The organism is Streptomyces sp. H39-C1, from assembly GCF_027158125.1.
In the GTDB taxonomy this organism is placed as follows: domain Bacteria; phylum Actinomycetota; class Actinomycetes; order Streptomycetales; family Streptomycetaceae; genus Actinacidiphila; species Actinacidiphila fildesensis.
In genome coordinates this window covers 142,394-165,555 of the sequence record NZ_JAPVLS010000008.1, presented here as the reverse complement: position 1 = coordinate 165,555, position 23,162 = coordinate 142,394, and the positions used below count along the sequence as shown (strand labels likewise).

Sequence of the window (23,162 nt, the reverse complement as noted above, 5' to 3'; positions counted from 1 at the left end):
CAGATACGTACCGGCGCCGCGGGCCCTGGCCACCCGCTCGGGGAACGCGAGCGCGGCCACCAGCCCGGCCGCCGCGTCGTCACCAGCGGAGACGGCGGCCCCGGACCCGCGCGGCCCGTCCGGTCCGCCGGAGGTCCCGGCCTGCCGCAGCGACGACTCCAGCCGGCCGGCCTCGGCGCGCCAGCGGGCCGCGTAACCGTCGCCGCCACGCCGGGCCTGCCGCCAGGCGGCGGCCAGGTCGTCGCCGTAGTCGCGCGGCGGCTCCTCGCTGAGCAGCGCCACGACCTCGGCCGCGCGCCGCGCACCGACCGCACGTGCCCCGTCGAGGAGCGCGCGGGCGAGCCGCGGGTGCACGCCCAGCCGGCTGAGCCGCTTGCCCCGGTCGGTGGCGAGGCCGGCGGCGTCCGGGTCGCCCCAGCAGGCCGTCTGCAGAGCGAACGCGGCGAGGTCGGCGACGGAGATCTCCGGTGCCGGCCAGCGCGGATGCCCGGCGTTGTCCGCCTCCGACCAGCAGCGGTACACCGTGCCGGGACCCTCGCGCCCGGCGCGCCCGGCCCGCTGGCGGGCCGCCGCGTGCGAGACCCGCACCGTCGTCAGCGCGTCGAGGCCGCGTGCGTGGTCCACCCGCGGCTCACGCGCCAGCCCGCCGTCCACCACGATGCGCACCCCGGGGACGGTGAGGCTCGACTCGGCCACCGACGTGGCCAGCAGCACCCGGCGGCCGGTTCCCGGCGCGAGCGCCGCGTCCTGCACGGCGGCCGGCGCCCGCCCGTGCAGCTGCAGCACTTCCACGTCGAGCCCGCTCAGCATCCCGGCGACCCGCGCGATCTCCCCGACGCCCGGCAGGAAGCACAGCACGTCCCCCTCCTTCTCGCGCAGGGCCCGCCGTACCACCGCCGCCACGTGCTCCAGCAGCGCCGGATCGACCCGCATCCCGTGCGGCGGGCGCACCGGGCGGACCGGCGGGGCCCACTCCACGGCGACCGGATGCAGGATGCCCTGCGCCTCGACCACCGGGGCGGCACCGTCCTCGCCCCCGACCAGCGCGGCCCAGGCGGCGGTGTCCGTGGTGGCGGAGGCCGCGACCACCCGCAGCTCCGGGCGCAGGGCGGCCCGTACGTCCAGCAGGAAGGCCATCGAGGTGTCGGCGTCCAGATGCCGCTCATGGCATTCGTCCAGTACGACGGTGTCCACACCGGCCAGCTCCGGATCACGCTGCAGCCGCTGCAGCAGCACACCGGTCGTCACCACTTCGACGACCGTCTCCGCCGAGACCTTCCGCTCGCCGCGCACCGTGAAGCCGATCCGGGCGCCGACGCCCTCGCCGAGCAGCCACGCCATCCGGCGGGCGGCGGCCCGCGCCGCCATCCGGCGCGGCTCGGCCACCAGCACCCGGCGGGGGACCTCCCCGTACTGGGGGAGCAGCCCGGCCAGCGCGAGCGGTACGAGGGTGGTCTTCCCCGTTCCCGGCGGCGCGGCGAGTACGGCGCAGCCCCGTTCGTCGAGCGCCCGCAGCAGTGCGGGCACGACGGTCTGTACGGGCAGGTCGAGGGAACTGGCGCGGATCACCCGCCCAGTGTGCCCGTCGGTCCGGCGGCGGGCGCCGCCGTCAGTCCCGCACGCACACGAAGATCGCCGTCCCGGGCAGGATCCCGCCGCGCAGCGGCGACCAGCCGCCCCATTCCTGGGTGTTCCACTCCGGCCACTGCGGCTCGACGAGGTCGACCAGCCGGAAGCCGGCCGCGGCGATCTCCCGCACGCGGTCGCCGAGGGTCCGGTGGTGCTCGACGTACTCGGCGAGCCCGCGCCCGTCCTGCTCGACGTACGGGGTGCGGTCGAAGTAGGAGGAGACGGCGGTCAGCCCCTCGGGGCCCGGCTCGTCGGGGAAGGCCCAGCGGATCGGGTGGGTGACGGAGAAGACCCAGCGCCCGCCCGGCCGCAGCACGCGGTGCACCTCGCGCTGCACGCGTTCGGGGTCGGCGACGACGGGGAGCGCGCCGTACGCCGAGCACGCCAGGTCGAACGACGCGGCCGCGAACGGCAGCGTCCCCGCGTCGGCCTGGACGAGCGGGAAGCCGCCGTCCGCCGACTCCTCGTCGATCCGGCGCGCGTGCTGCAGCTGCCGGTGGGAGAGGTCGAGGGCGACCGGGCGCGCGCCGCGCGCGGCCAGCCAGCGCGAACACTGCGCGGCGCCGGCGCCGATCTCGAGCACCGACAGGCCCGCGAGTTCCGCGGCGGGGCCGAGCAGTCCGGCGTCGGACTCGTCCAGTCCCTCCGGCCCCCAGACGAAGTTCCCGTCGCCGAGGAAGGCTCCGTGCTCGACCTGGTACTCGTCCGCGTTCCGGTCCCACCAGCCCCGGTTGGCCCGGCTGCTTTCCGTGACGCCTGCGGTACGCCGGGTGGCTACTGGTTCGGGTCCTTGGCTCATCGCGGTTGTCGTCGTACTCTCTGGTTGGACCTGTGACGGGGGGACTTGCGCCGGGTATGGGCCGTTCTGCCCCAGGTGGGCCCTTCGCGCATTGACCGTGTCCGGCTGCCCCCGTATGCTACAAGTTGCGCTGCGGGCCTGCGCACCTCAGACGTAGCAGGTTGCGCTCGCACTGGCTTGTATCCCCTCGGTCCTTGAGGCGACTCTCCGATTCATTTGGAAGGTCCGACTCAAGGCTGTCCGGCTTCGGCTGTGCGATAACGGGTCCTGGCGTAGCAGTACCTACAACTTCTGTCCGTACCGGAGTCCTTCCCCATATGACGAGCAGCACCGAGGCAACGCGCACCACCCCGCAGGTGGCGGTCAACGACATCGGCTCCGAGGAAGACTTCCTCGCAGCGATCGATGCGACGATCAAGTACTTCAACGACGGCGACATCGTCGAAGGCGTGATCGTAAAGGTCGACCGGGACGAGGTCCTGCTCGACATCGGTTACAAGACCGAGGGCGTCATCCCGTCCCGCGAGCTTTCGATCAAGCACGACGTCGACCCCAATGAGGTCGTCAAGGTCGGCGACGAGATCGAAGCCCTTGTTCTCCAGAAGGAGGACAAGGAAGGCCGCCTGATCCTCTCGAAGAAGCGCGCTCAGTACGAGCGTGCCTGGGGCACCATCGAGAAGATCAAGGAAGAAGACGGGATCGTCACCGGTACCGTCATCGAGGTCGTCAAGGGTGGTCTCATCCTCGACATCGGCCTCCGCGGCTTCCTGCCCGCCTCGCTCGTCGAGATGCGTCGCGTCCGCGACCTCCAGCCGTACGTGGGCAAGGAGCTCGAAGCCAAGATCATCGAGCTGGACAAGAACCGCAACAACGTGGTCCTGTCCCGCCGTGCCTGGCTCGAGCAGACCCAGAGCGAGGTCCGCCAGACCTTCCTCACGACCCTGCAGAAGGGCCAGGTCCGCTCCGGCGTCGTTTCCTCGATCGTCAACTTCGGTGCGTTCGTGGACCTCGGCGGCGTCGACGGTCTCGTGCACGTCTCCGAGCTGTCCTGGAAGCACATCGACCACCCCTCCGAGGTTGTCGAGGTCGGCCAGGAAGTCACCGTCGAGGTTCTCGACGTGGACATGGACCGCGAGCGTGTCTCCCTGTCGCTGAAGGCGACGCAGGAAGACCCGTGGCAGCAGTTCGCCCGGACGCACCAGATCGGCCAGGTCGTTCCCGGTAAGGTCACCAAGCTCGTTCCGTTCGGTGCGTTCGTGCGCGTCGACGAGGGCATCGAGGGCCTGGTCCACATCTCCGAGCTGGCCGAGCGCCACGTGGAGATCCCGGAGCAGGTCGTCCAGGTCAACGACGAGATCTTCGTCAAGGTCATCGACATCGACCTCGAGCGCCGCCGCATCAGCCTCTCGCTGAAGCAGGCCAACGAGGCCTTCGGTGCCGACCCGGCCACGGTCGAGTTCGACCCGACCCTCTACGGTATGGCTGCCTCGTACGACGACGCGGGCAACTACATCTACCCCGAGGGCTTCGACCCCGAGACCAACGACTGGCTCGAGGGCTTCGAGACCCAGCGCGAGGCGTGGGAAGGCCAGTACGCCACGGCCCAGACCCGCTTCGAGCAGCACCAGGCCCAGGTCATCAAGTCCCGCGAGGCCGACGAGAAGGCGGAGGCCGAGGGTGCTGCGGCTCCCGCCGGTGCCGCCAGCTCCGCCGGTCTCGGTGGCGGCGGTTCGTACTCCTCGGAGTCGGACGACAACTCCGGCGCCCTGGCGTCGGACGAGGCACTGGCCGCGCTCCGCGAGAAGCTGGCCGGCGGCCAGAGCTGACGCTCTGACCTGCAGGTAGCCGTACGGACGGAAGGCCCGTTCCCCGAGAGGGGAGCGGGCCTTCCGCGTTGTCAGGGGGTGAAGCGGGCCCGGATGCGGGAATGCTCCCAGCTCCTCGCACGTTTCCGAGGAGGAAGAACGAGGAGGAACGATCACAGTGCTGGATCCGCAGGGGCTGTACGAATTCGTGCCGGGCGGTGCCGAGGCCGTGGACGAGGCGGTCGGGGAGACCGGCCCCGTTCTGCTGTACCACCTGGAGGGGTACATCGACGCGGGTGACACCGGCGAGCAGATCTCGGAGCAGCTGCTGGACCGCCTCGACAACCAGTTGGTGGCCAGGTTCGACGCCGACCGGCTGGTCGACTACCGCGCGCGCCGGCCCCTGATGCTCTTCGAACGCGACCACTGGTCGGGGTACGAGGCACCGGAGATCGCCCTCTATCTGGTCCGTGACACCACGGAGACGCCCTTCCTGCTGCTGACCGGCTCCGAGCCGGACGTGGAGTGGGAGCGCTTCGCCGCGGCCGTGCTGCAGGTCGTCGAACGGCTCGGGGTGCGGCTGGCCATCAACTTCCACGGCATTCCGATGGGCGTTCCGCACACCCGCCCGGTCGGGCTGACCCCGCACGGCAACCGGGTGGACCTGATGCCAGGCCACCGCAGCTGGTTCGACGAGGCGACGGTGCCCGGCAGCGCCGAGTCCCTCATCGAGCTGCGGCTCGCGGAGGCCGGCCGTGACGTCCTGGGCGTCGCCGCCCACGTGCCGCACTATCTGTCGCGTTCCCCGTACCCGGACGCGGCGCTCGCCGTACTCGAGGCGATCACCGCCGCCACCGGCCTGGTGCTGCCCGAGGTGGCGCACGCACTGCGTGCCGAGGCGCACACGGTCCGCGGCGAGATCGACCGCCAGGTCGCCGAGGGCGACGGCGAGCTGGTCTCGGTCGTCCGCGGGCTGGAGAGCCAGTACGACGCGGTCGCCGGTTCGATGACCCGGGAGAACCTCATCGCCGAGCCGGTCGACCTGCCGTCGGCCGACGACCTCGGGGCCGAGTTCGAACGGTTCCTCGCGGACCGGGAGGACGACGGAAACTGACGACACGACCCAGGGCCTGTCCGTCCGGGCAGGCCCTAGGCTGTCGCCATGCTGAAGGTGGGCCTGACCGGCGGAATCGGCGCCGGCAAGAGCGAAGTGTCACGGCTGCTCGCGTCGTACGGGGCGGTCGTGGTGGACGCGGACAAGATCGCCCGGGAGGTCGTGGAGCCCGGATCGCCGGGGCTGGCCGCCGTGGTCGCCGAGTTCGGCACGGAGGTCCTCACTCCTGACGGTGCGCTCGACCGCCCCAGGCTGGGCTCGATCGTCTTCGCCGACCCCGCCAGGCTGCAGGCGTTGAACGCGATCGTGCATCCGCTCGTCGGACGCCGGTCGGCCGAGCTGGAGGGCGCCGTCGGCCCGGACGACATCGTGATCCATGACGTCCCGCTGCTCACCGAGAACGCCCTCGCCGAGCTCTACGACCTCGTCGTGGTGGTGGACGCGTCCCCCGCCACCCAACTCGACCGCCTGGTGCGGCTGCGCGGCATGGACGAGGGCGAGGCCCGGTCGCGGATGGCGGCCCAGGCCACCCGCGAGCAGCGGCTCGCCGTCGCCGATGTCGTGCTGGACAACGACGGCCCCCTGGAGGCGCTCGAACCCCAGGTCAAACGGGTCTGGCAGCAGCTGCGCGACCGCCTCGCGCCCTAGTGCGGCCCCGGGCGGGACCGCCCGGAATGTGATTGCCGGGGGCCGCGTTGGGTATGTCTGTGCCGACGATCAGTCGTCACCCGAGCCATGGAAGGGAGGCGGCCGTGCCCGAGCAGACCCCCGAGACCCACGTCATCGATTTCCGTGCCGCGGAGCAGTTGCTGGAAGCCCGCGACCCGCGCGGAGCGGTGAAGCTGCTGGACTCGGTCATCGCCGCCCACCCGGAGAACACCGCCGCGCGCCTGCTGCGGGCCCGGTCCTTCTTCGCCGCCGCCCAACTGCGCCCGGCCGAGCTCGAGTTCCAGATAGTGCTGGAACGGGAACCCGACAACGCGTTCGCGCACTTCGCGCTCGCCCGGACGCTGCAGCGTGCCAACCGTCCGGATGAAGCGCTGCGACACTTCCGGCTGGCCGCCGCTCTGGACCCGCGGCCGGACTATGTTGAGGCGGCTCGTTTCGACGCTCCCTGAACCGTTCCGGAGGGACCCCGCACATGGACAGCAGCAGGCGCTGGAGCCGGATCCGCAGAGCGGCGGCGGTGGCCGGATGTGTGGTGGCGCTGGGACTGGTGCCGTCGGGCGCCCTGGCGACACCGGGCAGCGGGGTGACGGCGACGGTCCTGGCCAAGGGCACCTCCGCCGAGGGGCTGAAGGTCAGGACCCAGGGGCGTACGGACGTCATGGTGCGCACGGTCACCATCGCGCCGGGCGGTGAGACCGGCTGGCACTACCACCAGGGGCCGCTGATCGCCGTCGTCCAGTCGGGCACGCTGACCAGGACGCTGGCCGACTGCTCGGTGGTGCGCAGCAGCGCAGGCCAGTCGTTCATCGAGCCGGACGGCGCCCGCAAGGTGCACAACGGGCAGAACCTCGGCACGGTGCCGGTCGTCCTGTACGTCACGTACCTCCTGCCCGAGGGCGACGCGCTGTCGGTCGACGCCCCCGACCCGGGCTGCCACCACTACTGACCGGGTGACGGCGCCGCCGTCGCCCGGTGGCCCCGGCCGCCCCGTCAGAACAGGGGCGGCGGGAGCACGCCCTCCAGGGCCAGCAGCGTCCGCTTGATCTCCAGGCCGCCGCCGAAGCCGCCTATGCCCCCGTTGCTCTCCACGACGCGGTGGCACGGGACGACGAGCGGCAGCGGATTGGCTCCCATGGCGGTGCCGACGGCGCGGGCGGCGCCCGGCTCGCCGACGCGGTCGGCGAGGTCCTGGTAGCCGACGACCGAGCCGTACGGCACGCCGGTGGCGAGCTCCCGCTGGACGCGGCGGTTGAAGCCGGCGGTCAGCGACCAGTCCAGATCGAGGGTGAAGTCGCGCAGCTCCCCGTCGAAGTACGCCCGCAGCTGGCGGACGGCGGGGGCGAGCCGCCCCGACTCCCCGGACTCCTCGACCGGATCCGCGCCCAGCCGGCGCCCCAGCCGCTCCAGGAAGGTCTCCGTCACCTCGTCGTCGGCCCGGAAGACGACGCTGACCAGCCCCTGGTCGGTCGCGGCGAGCAGCAGCGGGCCGATCGGGGTGTCCAGCCGCGTCCAGGCCACCGTGGCGGTCCGGTCCGCCACCTCGTGCCGCTCGGTGTTCGTCATACCGCCAGCGTATGCCGGGCCACTGACAACGGGCCCGGGAGCAGATTCCTCGAGCCGGATCCGCCGGGCCGGTCCTTCGGCCGGACCGGCCGGCCGGGCCCGTCAGCCGGGGCCGCAGCGATCACTCGCCCGGGTGCCGCTCTTCGACAGCCTTGTCACAGCGGGTAGTTGAGCGGTTCCGGTGGGGGAGGGGGCCGTCATGACACGAAACGACTTCGCCCAGGCCCTGCGCATTCTCGCCCGTGACCAGCGGCAGGTGGTGACGGTCGGCCAGCTGTCCGGCATCGGGGTGTCGGAGGTGGCGCTGCGCAAGCGCTGCGGGCCGGGCGGCCCCTGGCAGCGGGTGCTGCCGAGGGTGGTGGTGCTGCGGCGGGGTGCGCTGTCCGCCTGGCAGCGCTGCCGGGCGGCCCTGGCCTACGCCGGGTACCCGGCGGCGCAGGCGCAGCTGACGGGGATCGCGGCGCTGGCCCTGCACGGGATGCGCGAGGTCCTGGTGCCCGCCGAGGTGCGGGTGGTCGACGTCCTGGTGCCGGCCGGGCGCGCGCTCAGGACGCACACCTGGGTGCGGGTCCACCACGCGCGCACCCTCCCCGGCCCCGAGCTGGTGGACGAGCTGCCCGTCGCGCCCCTGGTGCGCGCCGCGGGGGACGGCGTCCGGGCGTCGTGCGACCCGGACTGGGTGCGGGCCGTGCTCCGCGAGCTGGTGTGGGACCGCGGGGTCGATCCGGCGGAGCTGGCGGGCGAGCTGCGTACCGCGTCGCTGTCCCGCAAGCCCGGGATCGACGAGACGCTGCGGGAGCTGGCGCTTCCGGGACGGGTCCGCCGCCCGCTGGGCGGCCAGCTGCGTTCGCTCGTCGCGCTCTCGGGGTCGCGGCCACCGCTGTGGCGGCCCGAACTCCGCCTGGACGGTGTGTTCTTGGCGTCTCCGGACGCCTACTGGGCGCGCGAGGGGGTGGCTCTGGTGATCGGACCGGCGGCCGGCCCCAACCCGTTGGACACCTGCGGCCTGCGGATCGTCCGGGTGCCTCCGGAGGCCCTGACGGCGAGTCCGGCGCAGGTCGTGGCGGCACTGCGGGCGGCGCTCGGCTCCGGGCCGCACGGACCGCTGGACCGCGTCACCGTGCACCCGGATCACGGGTCGGTAAAGGGAATCTGAAACTCGGTCAGATGTTCCCCTGGCCGTCCTATCGTGTGCCAACTCGATGCGCCGGAAGGGCCCGCCGTGGACGGCATGTACGGAACGGTCAACGGATTCACGTACGGCTGGATCACCCCCGTGGTGGCCTACGTCATGGCTTGCCTGGGAGCCGCTCTCGGACTGCGCTGCACGGTCCGGGCGCTCGTGATGGAGCGGTCCCGGCGGGCCGGCTGGCTCGCCCTGGGCGCGGTCTCCATCGGCTCGGGCATCTGGACGATGCACTTCATCGCCATGATGGGGTTCACCGTCGACCAGGTGGAGATCAACTACAACAAGTCGATCACCTTCCTGAGCCTCGGAGTGGCCATCGCGGTGGTCGGCGCCGGTGTCTTCCTGGTCGGGTTCTTCGGCCGCGGCGCACCGGTCCTGCTCGCCGCCGGCGCGGTCACCGGCGTCGGGGTGGCCGCCATGCACTACCTCGGCATGGCCGGGATGAAGCTGGACGCGGACCTCGCCTACAACACCGGAACGGTGTACCTGTCGATCGGCATCGCGGTGGCGGCGGCCACCGCGGCACTGTGGGCCGCGGTGTCGGTCAAGGGCTTCGCCGCGAGCATCGGGGCCAGCCTCATCATGGGCGTCGCGGTCACCGGCATGCATTACACGGGCATGGCCGCGCTCCGGGTGCATCTGCACGACTCGGGGATCGCCGGCGGCCTGGGCGGTGCCTCGCCCGCCGCGATCCTGGCGCCCGTCCTGATCGGCCCGGTGGTGTTCCTGTTCCTGGCCGGGGTGGTGGTGGCGCTGGACCCGCCCGGTGTCCAGCAGCCCCGCTACGAGCCGGTCCGTGAGCCCGCTCACGGCCGTCGCCCACGGTGATCCCCGCGGTTTGTCAGTGCTGGGCCGTACGGTGGTTCCATGCGGCCCGTATCAGACATCGAACGTACTGTGGCGCCCTTCGAGGTCGTCAGCCCCTTCCAGCCCAGTGGTGACCAGCCGGCCGCCATCGAGGAGCTGGAGCGGCGTATCCGCGCAGGTGAGAAGGATGTCGTCCTCCTCGGCGCGACCGGCACCGGAAAGTCGGCGACCACGGCGTGGATGATCGAACGGCTCCAGCGCCCGACGCTCGTCATGGCGCCCAACAAGACCCTCGCGGCGCAGCTCGCGAACGAGTTCCGCGAGCTGCTGCCGAACAACGCCGTCGAGTACTTCGTGTCGTACTACGACTACTACCAGCCCGAGGCGTACGTCCCCCAGACGGACACCTACATCGAGAAGGACTCCTCGATCAACGAGGAGGTCGAGCGGCTCCGCCACTCCACCACCAATTCCCTGCTGACCCGCCGCGACGTCGTTGTCGTCGCGTCGGTCTCCTGCATCTACGGCCTGGGCACCCCGCAGGAGTACGTCGACCGCATGGTGCGGCTCCGGGTCGGTGACACGATTGACCGCGACAAGCTGCTGCGCAAGTTCGTGGACATCCAGTACACCCGCAACGACCTGGCGTTCCAGCGGGGCACCTTCCGGGTCCGGGGCGACACCATCGAGATCTTCCCGGTCTACGAGGAGCTCGCCGTCCGCATCGAGATGTTCGGTGACGAGATCGAGGCGATGTCCACCCTCCACCCGCTCACCGGCGAGGTGATCAGCGACGACCGGGAGATGTACGTGTTCCCGGCGACCCACTACGTCGCGGGACCGGAACGTATGGAGCGCGCCGTCGCGGGGATCGAGAAGGAGCTGGAGACGACCCTCGCGACGATGGAGAAGCAGGGCAAGCTGCTGGAGGCCCAGCGGCTGCGCATGCGGACCACGTACGACATCGAGATGATGCGGCAGATCGGCAGCTGCTCCGGCATCGAGAACTATTCACGGCACATGGACGGCCGTGAGGCGGGCACCGCCCCGAACACGCTCATCGACTACTTCCCGGAGGACTTCCTCCTGGTCATCGACGAGTCACATGTCACCGTGCCGCAGATCGGCGCCATGTACGAGGGTGACGCCTCCCGTAAGCGCACCCTGGTCGACCACGGCTTCCGGCTGCCGTCCGCGATGGACAACCGCCCGCTGAAGTGGGAGGAGTTCCTGGAGCGCATCGGCCAGACCGTCTACCTGTCGGCGACGCCCGGCAAGTACGAGCTGTCGCGCGGCGACGGCGCGGTCGAGCAGATCATCCGCCCGACCGGGCTGGTCGACCCGCAGGTCATCGTCAAGCCCACCGAGGGGCAGATCGACGACCTGGTGCACGAGATCCGGCTGCGCACCGAGCGGAACGAGCGGGTGCTGGTCACCACCCTCACCAAGAAGATGTCCGAGGACCTCACCGACTACATGCTGGAACTCGGCATCCAGGTGCGGTACTTGCACAGCGACATCGACACGCTGCGCCGGATGGAGCTGCTGAGCGAGCTGCGGGCCGGCGAGTACGACGTACTGATCGGCATCAACCTGCTCCGTGAGGGCCTGGACCTCCCCGAGGTGTCGCTGGTGGCGATCCTGGACGCGGACAAGCAGGGCTTCCTGCGCTCGGGCACCTCCCTGATCCAGACCATCGGCCGTGCGGCCCGTAACGTGTCCGGCGAGGTCCACATGTACGCCGACACGATCACCCCCGCGATGGCGCAGGCCATCGACGAGACCAACCGGCGCCGTGAGAAGCAGGTCACCTACAACACCGAACACGGCATCGACCCGCAGCCGCTCCGCAAGAAGATCGCGGGCATTCTCGACTCGTTCGCCCGCGAGGACGCGGACACCGAGGAGCTGCTGGGCTCCGGCAGGCAGCGCTCGCGCGGCAAGGCCCCGGTGCCGGGACTGTCGTCCAAGGCGGGCGGCAAGCGGGTGGCCCAGAGCCTGCCCGCCGAGGAGTTGGCGGACCTGATCGCCGAGCTCACCGCGCAGATGCACGCCGCGGCGGCCGAGCTGAAGTTCGAGATCGCGGGCCGACTCCGCGACGAGCTGGGCGACTTGAAGAAGGAGCTGCGGCAGATGCGCGAGGCCGGTATCGCCTAGGGCGTGTTGCGAAAGTAGCGCCGTTCGCCCGGAGGGCGTGGCCCACGGCGTCTGGTGCGTGCGCTCGCAAGGCGGAGGGTCGTCCTCGTACTGGGGTACTTGGACGAGCCCGACAACGCAGCGAGGGCGCGTGCCAGGCGTCGTGGGCCAGGCGGGACTTTCGCAACACGCCCTAGGCCCGATCCGCCGGACAGACCCTGCCCTGGGGTGAACCGAGGTGCGCTGTCCCGGCGTCTTGTTAGGGTGCGGGGCAACCGCACACAGTCCGGTGACGGGTGAGAGGGGACAGCGCGTGACGGTCAACATGACCAAGGGCCAGCAGATCAGCCTTACCAAGTCCGACGGGGGGACGCTGACGGCCGTTCGGATGGGGCTCGGCTGGCAGGCCGCGCCCCGCCGCGGACTGTTCGGCAGCCGCACCCGGGAGATCGACCTCGACGCCTCGGCGGTGCTCTTCGCCGACAAGCAGCCGGTGGACGTGGTGTTCTTCCGGCACCTGGTCAGCGACGACGGTTCCGTCCGGCACACCGGCGACAACGTGGTCGGCGGCGCCGGCCAGGGTGGCGACGACGAGTCGATCCTGGTGGACCTGCAGCGGGTGCCGGTCCACATCGACCAGATCGTCTTCACGGTGAACTCGTTCACCGGGCAGACCTTCGCCGAGGTACAGAACGCGTTCTGCCGTCTCGTCGACGAGACCAACGGCCAGGAGCTGGCCCGCTACACCCTGACCGGCGGCGGGCAGTACACCGCGCAGATCATGGCGAAGGTGCAGCGCGCGGGCAGCGGCTGGTCGATGACCGCCATCGGTACGCCGGCCGCCGGCCGTACGTTCCAGGACCTGATGCCGTCGATCCTGCCGGCGCTCTGACTCCACAGGCGCACAGCACCACGGATCAACAGCACCACGGATCAACAGCACCACGAGAACACCAGCACCACACGCACGAAAGCTGCACACGCACGACGCGTACAACACCAATGGGGGGTGGCGGCATGGCCGCCGAGCTGGTCCGGGGACAGAATCATCCGCTCCCGGCCGGGCCCGAGGGCGCCGGCCGTCTGGAGATCCGGGTGACGGCGGGCACGCCGGTGGTGGCCGTGGCCACCCTTGGTGACGAGCACGGGCGGGTGAGCGGCACGGAGTGGATCGCCCACCCCGGGTCGCCGCACCTCCCCGGCCTCGAAGTGTCCCAGCAGGCCGCCGCCTCCCACCGGCTCGCGGTGGACCTGGGCGCCCTCTCCGAGGACGTCCACCGGGTCCATGTGCTGCTCGCACTCCCCACCGCGGCCGGTGTTCCGGCCTCCTTCGGCGTGGTGGCCGCTCCGCATGTCGCGGTCACCACGCTGGACGGGGCCGAGGTCGCGGGATTCACCATCACCGGGCTCGGCCCGGAGACCGCGGTCGTCGCCGTCGAGCTCTACCGCAGGCAGGGCGCGTGGAAGGTCCGCGCGGTCGGCCAGGGGTACGCGGGCGGCCTGGCGGCCATGCTCCTCGACCAGGGAGTTCCGGAGGCGGCCGGGCTCGCCGCGGGCATCCATGACGCGGTGGCGAAGGGGCTGGCCCGCTCGGTCGCCCCGCCGCCCCGGCCGCAGTCCGGATCCCCGGCGTCGTCGTCCGCGACGGCGACCGCCGGCGGCCCGATCAGCTATCAGCACCCCCGGCGGCACACCGCCCCGCAGGCCCCGGACCTGCCGCCCGGCCGGCCGGCGGACGCCGCGCCCCCGCAGGGCGCCCCGCAGCCCGTCGCCGGTGACGCCAGCGGCTGGACGATGGAGGAGCGGCTCTACAACCAGGTCTGGGGCATGTTCGAGGACCTGGCCCGCACCGCCGCCGCCTACCGCAGCGCCGTCGACTTCGCCGAGTCCCGGCTGGACCAGGAACTGGACCGGCTGCTGGCCGACCCGCGCACCCGCGTCGGCCCGGCCGCCGACGCCGCCCGGGACCAGGCCCGCGCCAAACAGGCCGACCTCATGGACCAGGCCCGTGCCGTCCTCGACCGCGACCTGGCGCAGCTGCGCGCCGAGTCCGAGGTCGTCGAACCGGCGCTGCCGCCGCCGTACGCCGGCTGGGAGAGCCCGGTCTGGCACGGCTACACGGTGCCGATGGAGGTGCCGATGGCCGCCAGGCTCGGCAACCTGCATCTGCCCGAGACCCCCGAACTGCGGATCCCGCTGCTGGTCAGACTGCCGCTGGAGCGCGGTCTGTGGATCGACAGCTCCCAGGACCGGCGGCTGGCCATGGAGATCGCGGTCACCATCGCGGCCCGGCTGCTCGCCTCGTACCCGGTCGGGGACTTCTCGGTGCACGTCATCGACCCGGCCGGCACCGGCAGCGCCGCACTCACCCCGCTGACCGAGTCGGGCACCCTGCGGGTGCCGCCCGCCGCCGGTGCGGCCGGAGTGGCGGCGCTGATCGGCAGGATGACCGAGCGGGTGGACCTGGTGCAGATGGCGATGCGGGCCGGCGCCCCGGACTCGCTGCCGGTGGACCTGGACACCGCCGAGCAGCTGCTGATCGTCAACGACTTCCCGTACGGCTTCGACGACCGCACCGTCAACCAGCTGCGCTACCTCGCCGACGAGGGGCCCTCGGTCGGCGTGCACCTGCTGATGGTGGCCGACCGGGACGACGCACGGGCGTACGGCCCGGTCCTCGACCCGCTGTGGCGCTCCCTGATGCGGCTCACCCCGACCCCCGAGGACCACCTCGCGGACCCCTGGGTCGGCCACGCCTGGACCTATGAGCCGCTGCTCGTACCTCCGGGTAGTCATGTGGTGCCCCAGGTCCTCCGTCAGGTCGCGGCTGCTCGGCAGGCGTATGGCCGCTGACCTGGGATTTTGACCGTACCTTTGCCTTCTCTTGGGCATTCCGGTACCGTTTACTGTTCGTAGTGAACTACCGGAGGCGCAGTGGATGTTTCCTTGACCATGTGGGCACTGACCATCGCGGGTCTGTGTGCCTTGATCGCCGTCGACTTCCTCATCGGACGCAAGCCGCACGACGTCACCATCAAGGAAGCGGGCATCTGGACGGTCGTCTGGATCGTCCTCGCCGCCCTGTTCGGGCTCGGCCTGGCACTCTTCGCGGGCGGTCAGCCCGCGGGTGAGTTCTTCGCGGGGTTCATCACCGAGAAGTCGCTGAGCGTCGACAACCTCTTCGTCTTCGTCCTGATCATGTCGAAGTTCGCGGTGCCGACGAAGTACCAGCAGCGGGTGCTACTCGTCGGCGTCCTGATAGCGCTGGTGCTGCGCGCGGTCTTCATCGCCGGCGGCGCCGCGATCATCGCCAACTTCTCCTGGGTCTTCTACATCTTCGGCGCGTTCCTGATCTGGACCGCCTGGAAGCTCATCAAGGAGGCGCTGGCCGATCCCGAGGAGGAGGAGTTCGAGGAGAACAAGCTCCTCAAGCTCGTCGAGAAGCGCGTCCCGTCGACCGACAAGTACCACGGCACGAAGCTGTTCATCGTCGAGAACGGCAAGCGCCTGATGACGCCGATGCTCGTCGTCATGCTGGCGATCGGCACCACGGACGTCCTGTTCGCGCTCGACTCCATCCCGGCGATCTTCGGCCTCACGCAGGACCCGTACATCGTCTTCACCGCCAACGCCTTCGCGCTGATGGGTCTGCGCCAGCTGTACTTCCTGATCGGCGGTCTGCTCAAGAAGCTGGTCCACCTCTCGTACGGCCTGTCGGTCATCCTCGGCTTCATCGGCGTGAAGCTCGTCCTGCACGCGATGCACGAGTCCGGGGTGAACGTCCCGGAGATCTCCATCCCCGTCTCGCTCGGCGTCATCGTGGCCGTGCTCGCGGTCACCACCGTCACCAGCCTGTTCGCCTCCAAGAAGCAGGCGGCGGCCGAGGCGGCCGAAGCGGCCGAGAAGAACAGCATCGACGCGTAACGCGTAACGCGCGACGGTCCGCGATCGGCCGTGATGGGCAGGGCCCGGCAGCGACATGCCGGGCCCTGCCCACGTCCGTCCACCCCGGCAGGTCTAGCGTTGGCCGCCGGGACCGGACGGATGCGAGGACGAGGACGACATGGCTGCTGCGCTCAGCACCACGGCGGCGGCTCTGCCGGAACTGACGGTGCCCACATTCCTGGGCGCCTGGCAGCTGGACGGTGTGGCGCTCGCCGCCGTGGTCCTGCTGGGCGGGCTCTACGTGGCGGGCGTACGGCGGCACCGTCGCGCCGGCGGCCGCTGGCCGATCGCGCGGACCACGGCGTTCCTCGTGCTCGGCCTGGGCGCGATCGTGGTCGCCACGATGTCCGGCCTGGCCGCCTACGGCCGGGTGCTGTTCTGGCCCGCCGCCGTGCAGAACATCGTGCTGGACCTGATCGCCCCCCTGGGCCTGGCCCTCGGCGACCCGCTGGCCCTGGCGACCCCGGACGGCCCGCTGCACGGCGTACTGACCGGCCGCGTGGTGCGCCTGCTGACGTACCCGCTGGTCAGCTCGGCGGCGGTGCTCGGCTCCGAGCTGACGATCTACTTCACGCCCTACTTCGAGACGGCGCTGCGCCATGACGCCGTCCTCCAACTGATGCATCTCCAACTGCTGCTGACCGGCTGCCTGTTCGTCCTGCCGATGCTCACCCACCAGGAACTGCTGCCCCGCTGGTGCACCCACCCGGTACGGGCCGCCCTGGTCTTCCTCGACGGCCTCTTCGACTCGCTCCCCGGCATCGTCGTCATGACCAGCGGCACCCTGGTCGCCGGCCACTGGTACGCGGCCCAGCCCCGCACCTGGGGCCCGACCCCCAAGCAGGACCAGCTGATCGGCGGCGGCCTGATGCTCACCCTCGCCGAACTGGTCGGACTGCCCTTCCTGATCGCGGTCTTCGCCCAGTGGTGGCGCACGGACCGCGCGAAAACCGCCGAACTGGACGCCCGCCTGGACCACGAACTCCTCCCGGCGGCCACGGCCTCAGGCGCGTCGGCGTCGGCCCACGAGCCCGCCGCCGCCGTCCCGGAAATGACCCGCCCGTGGTGGGAGACGGACTCGGGCGAGGTGGGCCAACGAATGAGGCGCCGCTCGTAGGGCCTGTCCGATCCGACGCGGCTCACTGCCGCGCGGATCGCGTCACCAAGATCCATGCCACGGCACCAGCTCGTGGCCAGCGGCTACCCGAGCTTGGAGCCGGCCTTGTCGTAGGCGGCGGCTTGGGTGGGCGTGAGATATCGGGAGACGCGGACGAGGACCGTCCCGTGCGGGTAGTCGTACTCGGCGAGCATGGGAATGCTCGCCGTGACCTTCTGGATGTACTCGGCGCGGGTCTTCGCGGCCTCTGTGGTCGGGAAGACCTCGATGCAGCCGCCGAGTTCGACGTCTCCCGTCTTGTACATGCTGGCGTCGGCGCCTTTGATCCGACTGTCGGCGAACTTGATCGCTGACGTGTACCGGCCAGGGCGACCCATCAGGTGATTGCTGTCGTTCTCAGCGGTCACCGTGACCGTGAGCTTCGCGGTCGGAACATCCTTGGCAATCGCTCCGAACGCTGTGGTCGCGGTGACGCCGGCCGCTGATGGTGCGGAATTGCCTGCGGGTTTGTTCGGGGAGGGCGTAGTGCCCATCGAGCAGCCCGTAGCGAAGAGAAGGCCACAGGCGATGATGGCGGTGGCGCGGGCTGAATGAGCGTGCATGAGTCCCCTTGGTTTCCGGCAAGCGGTGACGGCATCGCCGCTCGGCGATCCGTCACGGCCCCGCGTCACTTGATCTGCTGCTTGCTGCGGTCGAGGAGAAGGACGTGCACGACCGTCGTGATCATGAATGTCCAGACGGCTACCGCGAACCATGCGTTGACCTTGGGCTGGACGATGGCGAAGCCGAGAACGGTCGCGCTAAGAGCTGCGTAGGCGGCTGGAGCTCGCCATCCGATGATCTTGCGGTGCCAGGCGATGACGAATGGCAAGAAGGCCAAGAGCGACATGCTGACCAGGGGTAGGGCAGCCCACGCGTACCGCTGCCATGGCTCGGTGAACATTCGGCGCTGAACGGTCGGGATGAGGAACGGGTTGGTGATGTTGGCCCCCAGGCGGCTTGAGGGTGCAGCGTGACAGTGCCCGAAGGCGCTTGGCGGCGGTGTGACGGATCTGTTACTAAGCGTTGCCCGCCGTGGCATCCCGCGAGTGCGGCACGAAGCTGCGGTCTGGGAGGACCTGCCGGGCGGGGGCTTCGAGTTGTCCCCAAAACCTGGGGTTGCTACCGCGAGGCGGTCCGGGAGTTGCTGTCTCAGCGGGACTTCGGGACGAACGGGTCGGCGGTACGGAAGCGGATGGTGCCGTCCGTGTCCGCCGGGTGTTCGGCCAGCGGGATGATCCGGTACGCCACAGGGCACTTGGCGTCCGCGTACAGCAATCTGCCGGGACCGGTCGGCGCGGGCCGGTTGCCGATCGGGACGGCCATTGCGGCGTCGATCGGGTCGTGGCACAAGTGGCACCATGCGTGCGGTTGCCGTTCAACCGCGACGGCGCAGGACGGTTCGCATGCATACAGTTCGACGTCGTCGGCGTGTACGCCGGTCCCGATGTGGTGTGTGCCTATCGACCGGGCGCGGTAGAGGCGCGCTGCGCAGTGCGCGCAGTTCAGTCCGCGCAATTGGTTGATGGTGAGCCGGTCCGGGTCGATGACCGGAGGCTGGGTGTTGTCGGTGCTCATGGCGTCTTCTCCTGGGTGACTTCTGCCCAGAGTCCGTGATCGTCCGGGGTGGTGCCGTGGCAGGATGAGAAGCCGCGGATGATCGAGAGACCGGCACCCCTGACGCTGTGCAGAGGTAACGCCACGTTGCCGGACGCGGAGATGCGGGCTCGGTAACCGGCCGTGGAGAGGGTCATCTGGATCTTCGCCGGTCGTGTCGCCAGGACGGCGACGAAGAGTTCGTCGGCCAGCAGCGGAGCGTCCTCGTGGCACACGTGACTGCCCACCCATACCCGGACGACGCGAACCTGCTCGGCATCCCCGGGGAAGCGGCGCTGCCAGCTCTGTCCGGATTCAGGCATGGGTGTGCTCCCAAACTCCACAATGTTCTGAGTACGGAAAGTTCTTTTCCGTACGCAGAATCGCGCGCGACTTGGCGAGGGTCAAGCGAAGCGGCCAATATGTGAGTACAGAATCGGACGATCACTCGGGAGGGTGATTCGCGTGCCCCGCGAGGAACGGCCGGAGTACCTCCGCATCGCCGCCGAAGTACGTGCCCAGATCCATGACGGCACCTACGCGCCGGACGACCGCCTACCCACCCTGCCGGAGCTGTGCGAGGCGCACGGCGTCTCCGAGACGACGATCCGCAACGCTCTCGCGGTCCTGCGCAACGAGGGACTGATCGAGACCCGGACCCGCGCGGGCACCATCGTCCGCAAACGGCCGCCCGTTCACCGCATGGCAGCTGACCGGTACCGCACCAACACCACGGCGCCGCAAACGGCGTTCACCAAGGACCAAGGCATCGGCTGGTCCGAATACCGGCTCGACAAGCGGTACGTGAAGAAGCGGGCCGACGCCGAACTGGCCGCACTCTTCGAGTGCGAAATCGGCGAACCGCTTCTCGCCCGCCACTTCGTGTTCTACGACAACGATGCCCCGACGCAGATGTCCATCAGCTATGTCCGCTGGTCCGATGTCGCCGCTACACCTGTCGCCGACCCGATCAACGAGCCGTGGCCGGGTGGCACTCGTGCGCAGTTCAAGACGCTGGGCATCCATGTCAACCGCATCACCGAGTCGTTCACCACGGCCATGCCCACCGAGGACGAGCAGGCGACGCTGCGCATCGGCGGCTCCGTGCCGGTGATCCGCTTCACCCGCAGGCACGTCGCCGACGACGGCCGGGTGGTCGAGGTTGCGCACCCGATCGTCCGGCGGGGTGACACCACGGTCGTCGAGTTCGCGATCGACCTCGACGACTGATGCCGGGTGTCAGGCCTTGCGGCCGGTGATCAGTTTGCCGCCCTCGACGCGCACCTCGACGGCGGGCAGCGGCTCGGTCGCCGGGCCCTGGACGACGGCGCCGGTCGTGGCGTTGAAGCGGCTGCCGTGGCAGGGGCAGGAGATGATGCCGTCCTCGACCTTGTCCACCACGCAGCCGGCGTGCGTGCACACCGCGCTGACCGCCTTGTAGGCGCCCTGGGTGGGCTGCGAGACCACGACCTTGTCATCGCGGAACAGCTTGGCGCCGCCGACGGCGACCTCGGTGGCCGGGCCGAGGTCGACGGGACCGGTGGCCGCGGCCTTGTCCTTGCCGGATCCGCCGCAGGCCGTGAGGCCCAGGCCGGCGACTCCGGCGAGAGCCGCGCCCCGCAGGACGGTACGGCGGCAGGCGGCGTGCGGTTCGGTCATCGTGGTGCTCCAGGCTCAGGACGCGGAAAGGGACGCAGGGACTGATCTTGAGACCAGTACCCTACGTCCCGAACCTGTGCCCAGCGGGTCAGGCCTTGCCCGCTGCCTTCTTGCGCGGCGCCGCCTTCTTGGCGGGTGCCGCGACGGTTTCCGCGACCGTGGCCTTCTTCGCGGTGACCTTCCTGGCCGGGGCCTTCTTCACCGCCGGCTTCTTCCTCGGCGACACCGTGGCGTCACTCACCCGGTCGCCGAGGATGTCCCGCAGGAACTTGCCGGTGTGGCTGGCCGTCGACCCCGCGATCTCCTCCGGGGTGCCCTCGGCCACCACCAGACCGCCGCCGTTGCCGCCCTCCGGGCCCATGTCGATGACCCAGTCGGCGGTCTTGATGACATCGAGGTTGTGCTCGATGACGATGACCGTGTTGCCCTTGTCGACCAGGCCCGACAGCACCTTGATGAGCTTGCTGATGTCCTCGAAGTGCAGACCGGTGGTCGGCTCGTCCAGGACGTAGACCGTCCGGCCGGTGGAGCGCTTCTGCAGCTCGCTGGCGAGCTTGACGCGCTGCGCCTCGCCGCCGGAGAGGGTCGGCGCCGACTGCCCGAGCCGGACGTAGCCCAGCCCCACCTCGTTCAGGGTGCGCAGATGACGGGAGATCGTCGGGACGGCCTCGAAGAAGTCCAGCGCCTCCTCGATCGGCATGTCGAGCACCTCGGAGATGGACTTGCCCTTGAAGTGCACCTCCAGCGTCTCGCGGTTGTAGCGGGCGCCGTGGCAGACCTCGCACGGGACGTAGACGTCCGGCAGGAAGTTCATCTCGATCTTGATCGTGCCGTCGCCCGAGCAGTTCTCGCAGCGTCCGCCCTTGACGTTGAAGGAGAAGCGGCCCGGCAGATAGCCGCGCACCTTCGCCTCCATCGTCTCGGCGAAGAGCCTGCGGACGTGGTCGAAGACACCGGTGTACGTGGCCGGGTTGGAGCGCGGGGTGCGGCCGATCGGCGACTGGTCCACGTGCACGACCTTGTCCACCAGGTCGTCGCCCTCCACCCGGGTGTGCCGGCCCGGGACGCTGCGCGCCCCGTTCAGCTCGCGCGCCAGGTGGGTGTAGAGGATGTCGTTCACCAGCGTCGACTTGCCGGATCCCGAGACACCGGTGATGGCGGTGAGCACCCCGAGCGGGAAGGACACGTCGATGTCCTGCAGGTTGTGCTCGCGGGCGCCGTGCACGGTCAGCTGCCGGTCGCGGTCCACCGGCCGGCGCACGTCCGGCATCGGGATCGAGCGCTTGCCGGACAGATACTGGCCGGTCAGCGACTCCTCGTTGGTCAGCAGGTCCTTGAGCGAACCCGAGTGCACGACCTTGCCGCCGTGCTCACCGGCGCCCGGGCCGATGTCGACGATCCAGTCGGCGATCTTGATGGTGTCCTCGTCGTGCTCCACCACGATCAGGGTGTTGCCGAGGTCCCGCAGCCGCACCAGGGTCTCGATGAGCCGGTGGTTGTCCCGCTGGTGCAGACCGATCGACGGCTCGTCCAGCACGTACAGCACGCCGACCAGGCCGGAGCCGATCTGGGTGGCGAGCCGGATGCGCTGGGCCTCGCCGCCGGACAGGCTTCCCGAGGCGCGGTTGAGCGAGAGATAGTCCAGGCCGACGTCGACCAGGAACTTCAGCCGCTCGTTGACCTCCTTCAGGACCCGTTCGGCGATCTTCTTGTCGCGGGCGTCCAGCTTCATCGCGGAGAGGAAGTCGGCGCAGTCGCTGATCGACATCGCGGAGACATCGGCGATGGACCGGCCCTGGACGGTGACCGCGAGGACGATCGGCTTGAGCCGGGTGCCCTCACAGGTCGGGCACGGCACCTCGCGCATGAAGCCCTCGAAGCGCTCGCGGCTGGAGTCCGTCTCGGACTCCTGGTGCCGCCGCTTGACGAACGGGATCGCGCCTTCGAAGTTGGTCGTGTACGCGCGCTCGCGGCCGTACCGGTTCTTGTAAGCCACCTTGATCTGCGTCTTGTGCCCGTGGAGCAGCGCCTTCTTGGCGCGGACCGGCAGACCCGCCCAGGGAATGTCCGTACGGAAGCCGAGCTCCTCGCCGAGTGCCTCGACGAGCCGCTGGAAGTACCCCTTGGACATACCGCCGGACCACGGCGCGACCGCGCCGTCCTCCAGCGACTTCTCCTCGTCCGGGACGATCAGCTCCGGGTCGACCTCCATGCGGGTGCCGATGCCGCTGCACTGCGGGCAGGCGCCGAAGGGCGAGTTGAAGGAGAAGGAGCGCGGCTCCAGCTCCTCGAAGGAGAGGTCGTCATAGGGGCAGTACAGGTGCTCGGAGAACATCCGCTCACGCTGCGGGTCGTCCTCGGGCAGATCGATGAAGTCCAGGATCACCCTGCCGCCGGCCAGCCCGAGGGCGGTCTCGACGGAGTCGGTCAGCCGGCGCTTGGCGCTCTCCTTGACGGTGAGGCGGTCGATGACCACCTCGATGGTGTGCTTCTCCTGCTTCTTGAGCACCGGCGGCTCGGTCAGCTGGATGGTCACGCCGTCCACCCGGGCCCGGCTGTACCCCTTGGTCTGCAGGTCGGCGAAGAGATCGACGAACTCGCCCTTGCGCTCGCGCACCAGCGGGGAGAGCACCTGGAAGCGGCTGCCCTCCTCCAGCTCCAGCACCCGGTCGACGATGGCCTGCGGCGACTGGCGCGAGATCGGCCGGCGGCACTCGGGACAGTGCGGCTTGCCGATCCGGGCGAAGAGCAGCCGGAGGTAGTCGTAGACCTCGGTGATGGTGCCGACGGTGGAGCGCGGGTTGCGCGACGTGGACTTCTGGTCGATCGAGACGGCCGGTGAGAGGCCCTCGATGAAGTCGACGTCGGGCTTGTCCATCTGGCCCAGGAACTGCCGGGCGTAGGAGGAGAGCGACTCGACGTAGCGGCGCTGCCCCTCGGCGAAGATCGTGTCGAACGCGAGGGAGGACTTGCCCGAACCGGAGAGTCCGGTGAACACGATGAGCGCGTCCCGCGGGAGGTCGAGCGAGACGTTCTTGAGGTTGTGCTCGCGAGCGCCACGGACTGTGAGTCGATCGGCCACGCCAGTGCGCACC

The 23,162-nt window shown here is 70.2% G+C and carries 22 protein-coding genes; 13 read left to right on the top strand and 9 right to left on the bottom strand.

The features are described 5' to 3' along the window. Together O3W51_RS08215 and O3W51_RS08210 are read right to left on the bottom strand one after the other, a co-directional pair. Positions 1-1,569, bottom strand: a 1,569-nt coding sequence (locus O3W51_RS08215; RefSeq protein WP_269284928.1) for a helicase-related protein, incomplete at its 3' end; no start/stop codon positions are given. Between the two features lie 40 nt (positions 1,570-1,609). After that, positions 1,610-2,428, bottom strand: a complete 819-nt coding sequence (locus tag O3W51_RS08210; RefSeq protein WP_269284926.1) for a class I SAM-dependent methyltransferase — start codon at positions 2,426-2,428, stop codon at positions 1,610-1,612. 317 nt (positions 2,429-2,745) lie between these two features. Here O3W51_RS08210 and rpsA point away from each other — a divergent pair, with 317 nt between their 5' ends. The 5 genes from rpsA to O3W51_RS08185 all read left to right on the top strand — a co-directional run bounded on the left by rpsA (position 2,746) and on the right by O3W51_RS08185 (position 6,962). Then, positions 2,746-4,254, top strand: coding sequence for a 30S ribosomal protein S1 (rpsA, locus tag O3W51_RS08205; RefSeq protein WP_138356301.1), 1,509 nt, complete (start codon positions 2,746-2,748; stop codon positions 4,252-4,254). 157 nt (positions 4,255-4,411) lie between these two features. Then, the gene (locus O3W51_RS08200; RefSeq protein ID WP_138356302.1) at positions 4,412-5,347 is read left to right on the top strand and encodes a PAC2 family protein; all 936 of its coding nucleotides are present in this window, start codon (positions 4,412-4,414) and stop codon (positions 5,345-5,347) included. 48 nt (positions 5,348-5,395) lie between these two features. Next, complete coding sequence (coaE, locus tag O3W51_RS08195; protein ID WP_138356303.1) at positions 5,396-5,995, top strand: dephospho-CoA kinase; 600 nt, start codon at positions 5,396-5,398, stop codon at positions 5,993-5,995. 104 nt (positions 5,996-6,099) lie between these two features. After that, the gene (locus O3W51_RS08190; protein ID WP_138356304.1) at positions 6,100-6,465 is read left to right on the top strand and encodes a tetratricopeptide repeat protein; all 366 of its coding nucleotides are present in this window, start codon (positions 6,100-6,102) and stop codon (positions 6,463-6,465) included. Between the two features lie 23 nt (positions 6,466-6,488). After that, a complete protein-coding gene (locus tag O3W51_RS08185) occupies positions 6,489-6,962 on the top strand; it encodes a cupin domain-containing protein (protein WP_269284922.1) in 474 nt (157 codons plus the stop codon). A 44-nt stretch (positions 6,963-7,006) separates the two neighbouring features. Here the strand turns inward: O3W51_RS08185 and O3W51_RS08180 are convergent, their stop codons facing one another. Next, the gene (locus O3W51_RS08180) at positions 7,007-7,579 is read right to left on the bottom strand and encodes a methylated-DNA--[protein]-cysteine S-methyltransferase (protein WP_138356306.1); all 573 of its coding nucleotides are present in this window, start codon (positions 7,577-7,579) and stop codon (positions 7,007-7,009) included. A gap of 199 nt (positions 7,580-7,778) precedes the next feature. On the opposite strand from O3W51_RS08180, the gene O3W51_RS08175 reads away from it, so the two are divergent. The 7 genes from O3W51_RS08175 (at position 7,779) to O3W51_RS08145 (ending at position 16,773) form a co-directional block, all read left to right on the top strand. Next, entirely contained in the window at positions 7,779-8,735 is a 957-nt protein-coding gene (locus tag O3W51_RS08175; RefSeq protein WP_138356307.1) for a hypothetical protein, read from the top strand. A gap of 75 nt (positions 8,736-8,810) precedes the next feature. After that, complete coding sequence (locus O3W51_RS08170) at positions 8,811-9,596, top strand: MHYT domain-containing protein (RefSeq protein ID WP_198357198.1); 786 nt, start codon at positions 8,811-8,813, stop codon at positions 9,594-9,596. 39 nt (positions 9,597-9,635) lie between these two features. Further along, on the top strand, positions 9,636-11,732 hold the full coding sequence (gene uvrB, locus O3W51_RS08165) for an excinuclease ABC subunit UvrB (RefSeq protein ID WP_198357169.1): 2,097 nt from the start codon (positions 9,636-9,638) through the stop codon (positions 11,730-11,732). A 292-nt stretch (positions 11,733-12,024) separates the two neighbouring features. Then, entirely contained in the window at positions 12,025-12,603 is a 579-nt protein-coding gene (locus O3W51_RS08160) for a TerD family protein (protein ID WP_138356309.1), read from the top strand. Between the two features lie 125 nt (positions 12,604-12,728). Further along, positions 12,729-14,564: a TerD family protein gene (locus O3W51_RS08155; RefSeq protein ID WP_198357170.1), complete on the top strand. Its 1,836-nt coding sequence runs from the start codon at positions 12,729-12,731 to the stop codon at positions 14,562-14,564. A gap of 81 nt (positions 14,565-14,645) precedes the next feature. After that, positions 14,646-15,635 carry a TerC family protein gene (locus tag O3W51_RS08150; protein ID WP_198357171.1) on the top strand — a complete coding sequence of 330 codons (990 nt, stop codon included), beginning with the start codon at positions 14,646-14,648 and terminating at the stop codon, positions 15,633-15,635. A 139-nt stretch (positions 15,636-15,774) separates the two neighbouring features. After that, the gene (locus O3W51_RS08145; protein WP_198357172.1) at positions 15,775-16,773 is read left to right on the top strand and encodes a cytochrome c oxidase assembly protein; all 999 of its coding nucleotides are present in this window, start codon (positions 15,775-15,777) and stop codon (positions 16,771-16,773) included. A gap of 83 nt (positions 16,774-16,856) precedes the next feature. On the opposite strand, the gene O3W51_RS08140 is transcribed toward O3W51_RS08145, so the two are convergent. From O3W51_RS08140 to O3W51_RS08125, 4 genes are all read right to left on the bottom strand, one after another. After that, entirely contained in the window at positions 16,857-17,375 is a 519-nt protein-coding gene (locus O3W51_RS08140; protein ID WP_269284912.1) for a hypothetical protein, read from the bottom strand. A gap of 65 nt (positions 17,376-17,440) precedes the next feature. Beyond that, positions 17,441-17,653, bottom strand: a complete 213-nt coding sequence (locus O3W51_RS08135; protein WP_138356314.1) for a hypothetical protein — start codon at positions 17,651-17,653, stop codon at positions 17,441-17,443. A gap of 311 nt (positions 17,654-17,964) precedes the next feature. Continuing rightward, entirely contained in the window at positions 17,965-18,390 is a 426-nt protein-coding gene (locus O3W51_RS08130; RefSeq protein WP_138356315.1) for a hypothetical protein, read from the bottom strand. After that, on the bottom strand, positions 18,387-18,731 hold the full coding sequence (locus tag O3W51_RS08125; RefSeq protein WP_198357173.1) for a hypothetical protein: 345 nt from the start codon (positions 18,729-18,731) through the stop codon (positions 18,387-18,389). Before O3W51_RS08125 ends, O3W51_RS08130 begins: the two co-directional genes overlap by 4 nt. 142 nt (positions 18,732-18,873) lie before the next feature. Between O3W51_RS08125 and O3W51_RS08120 the strand changes: the two genes are divergently transcribed. Further along, positions 18,874-19,638, top strand: coding sequence for a GntR family transcriptional regulator (locus tag O3W51_RS08120; RefSeq protein WP_138356317.1), 765 nt, complete (start codon positions 18,874-18,876; stop codon positions 19,636-19,638). A gap of 9 nt (positions 19,639-19,647) precedes the next feature. Here the strand turns inward: O3W51_RS08120 and O3W51_RS08115 are convergent, their stop codons facing one another. Together O3W51_RS08115 and uvrA are read right to left on the bottom strand one after the other, a co-directional pair. Then, positions 19,648-20,067, bottom strand: coding sequence for a Rieske (2Fe-2S) protein (locus tag O3W51_RS08115; RefSeq protein ID WP_138356318.1), 420 nt, complete (start codon positions 20,065-20,067; stop codon positions 19,648-19,650). Positions 20,068-20,155: 88 nt separating this feature from the next. Next, positions 20,156-23,149, bottom strand: coding sequence for an excinuclease ABC subunit UvrA (uvrA, locus tag O3W51_RS08110; RefSeq protein ID WP_269284908.1), 2,994 nt, complete (start codon positions 23,147-23,149; stop codon positions 20,156-20,158). Positions 23,150-23,162 lie beyond the last annotated feature (13 nt).

Excerpts from the sequence above, each read along its gene's own strand:
- O3W51_RS08155 (WP_198357170.1), top strand. The coding sequence starts at position 12,729 with ATGGCCGCCGAGCTGGTCCGGGGACAGAATCATCCGCTCCCGGCCGGG.
- O3W51_RS08115 (WP_138356318.1), bottom strand. The coding sequence starts at position 20,067 with ATGACCGAACCGCACGCCGCCTGCCGCCGTACCGTCCTGCGGGGCGCG.
- O3W51_RS08125 (WP_198357173.1), bottom strand. The coding sequence starts at position 18,731 with ATGCCTGAATCCGGACAGAGCTGGCAGCGCCGCTTCCCCGGGGATGCC.
- O3W51_RS08140 (WP_269284912.1), bottom strand. The coding sequence starts at position 17,375 with ATGCACGCTCATTCAGCCCGCGCCACCGCCATCATCGCCTGTGGCCTT.
- O3W51_RS08185 (WP_269284922.1), top strand. The coding sequence starts at position 6,489 with ATGGACAGCAGCAGGCGCTGGAGCCGGATCCGCAGAGCGGCGGCGGTG.
- O3W51_RS08175 (WP_138356307.1), top strand. The coding sequence starts at position 7,779 with ATGACACGAAACGACTTCGCCCAGGCCCTGCGCATTCTCGCCCGTGAC.
- coaE (WP_138356303.1), top strand. The coding sequence starts at position 5,396 with ATGCTGAAGGTGGGCCTGACCGGCGGAATCGGCGCCGGCAAGAGCGAA.
- uvrB (WP_198357169.1), top strand. The coding sequence starts at position 9,636 with ATGCGGCCCGTATCAGACATCGAACGTACTGTGGCGCCCTTCGAGGTC.
- O3W51_RS08145 (WP_198357172.1), top strand. The coding sequence starts at position 15,775 with ATGGCTGCTGCGCTCAGCACCACGGCGGCGGCTCTGCCGGAACTGACG.
- O3W51_RS08130 (WP_138356315.1), bottom strand. The coding sequence starts at position 18,390 with ATGAGCACCGACAACACCCAGCCTCCGGTCATCGACCCGGACCGGCTC.
- rpsA (WP_138356301.1), top strand. The coding sequence starts at position 2,746 with ATGACGAGCAGCACCGAGGCAACGCGCACCACCCCGCAGGTGGCGGTC.
- O3W51_RS08180 (WP_138356306.1), bottom strand. The coding sequence starts at position 7,579 with ATGACGAACACCGAGCGGCACGAGGTGGCGGACCGGACCGCCACGGTG.
- O3W51_RS08170 (WP_198357198.1), top strand. The coding sequence starts at position 8,811 with ATGTACGGAACGGTCAACGGATTCACGTACGGCTGGATCACCCCCGTG.
- O3W51_RS08210 (WP_269284926.1), bottom strand. The coding sequence starts at position 2,428 with ATGAGCCAAGGACCCGAACCAGTAGCCACCCGGCGTACCGCAGGCGTC.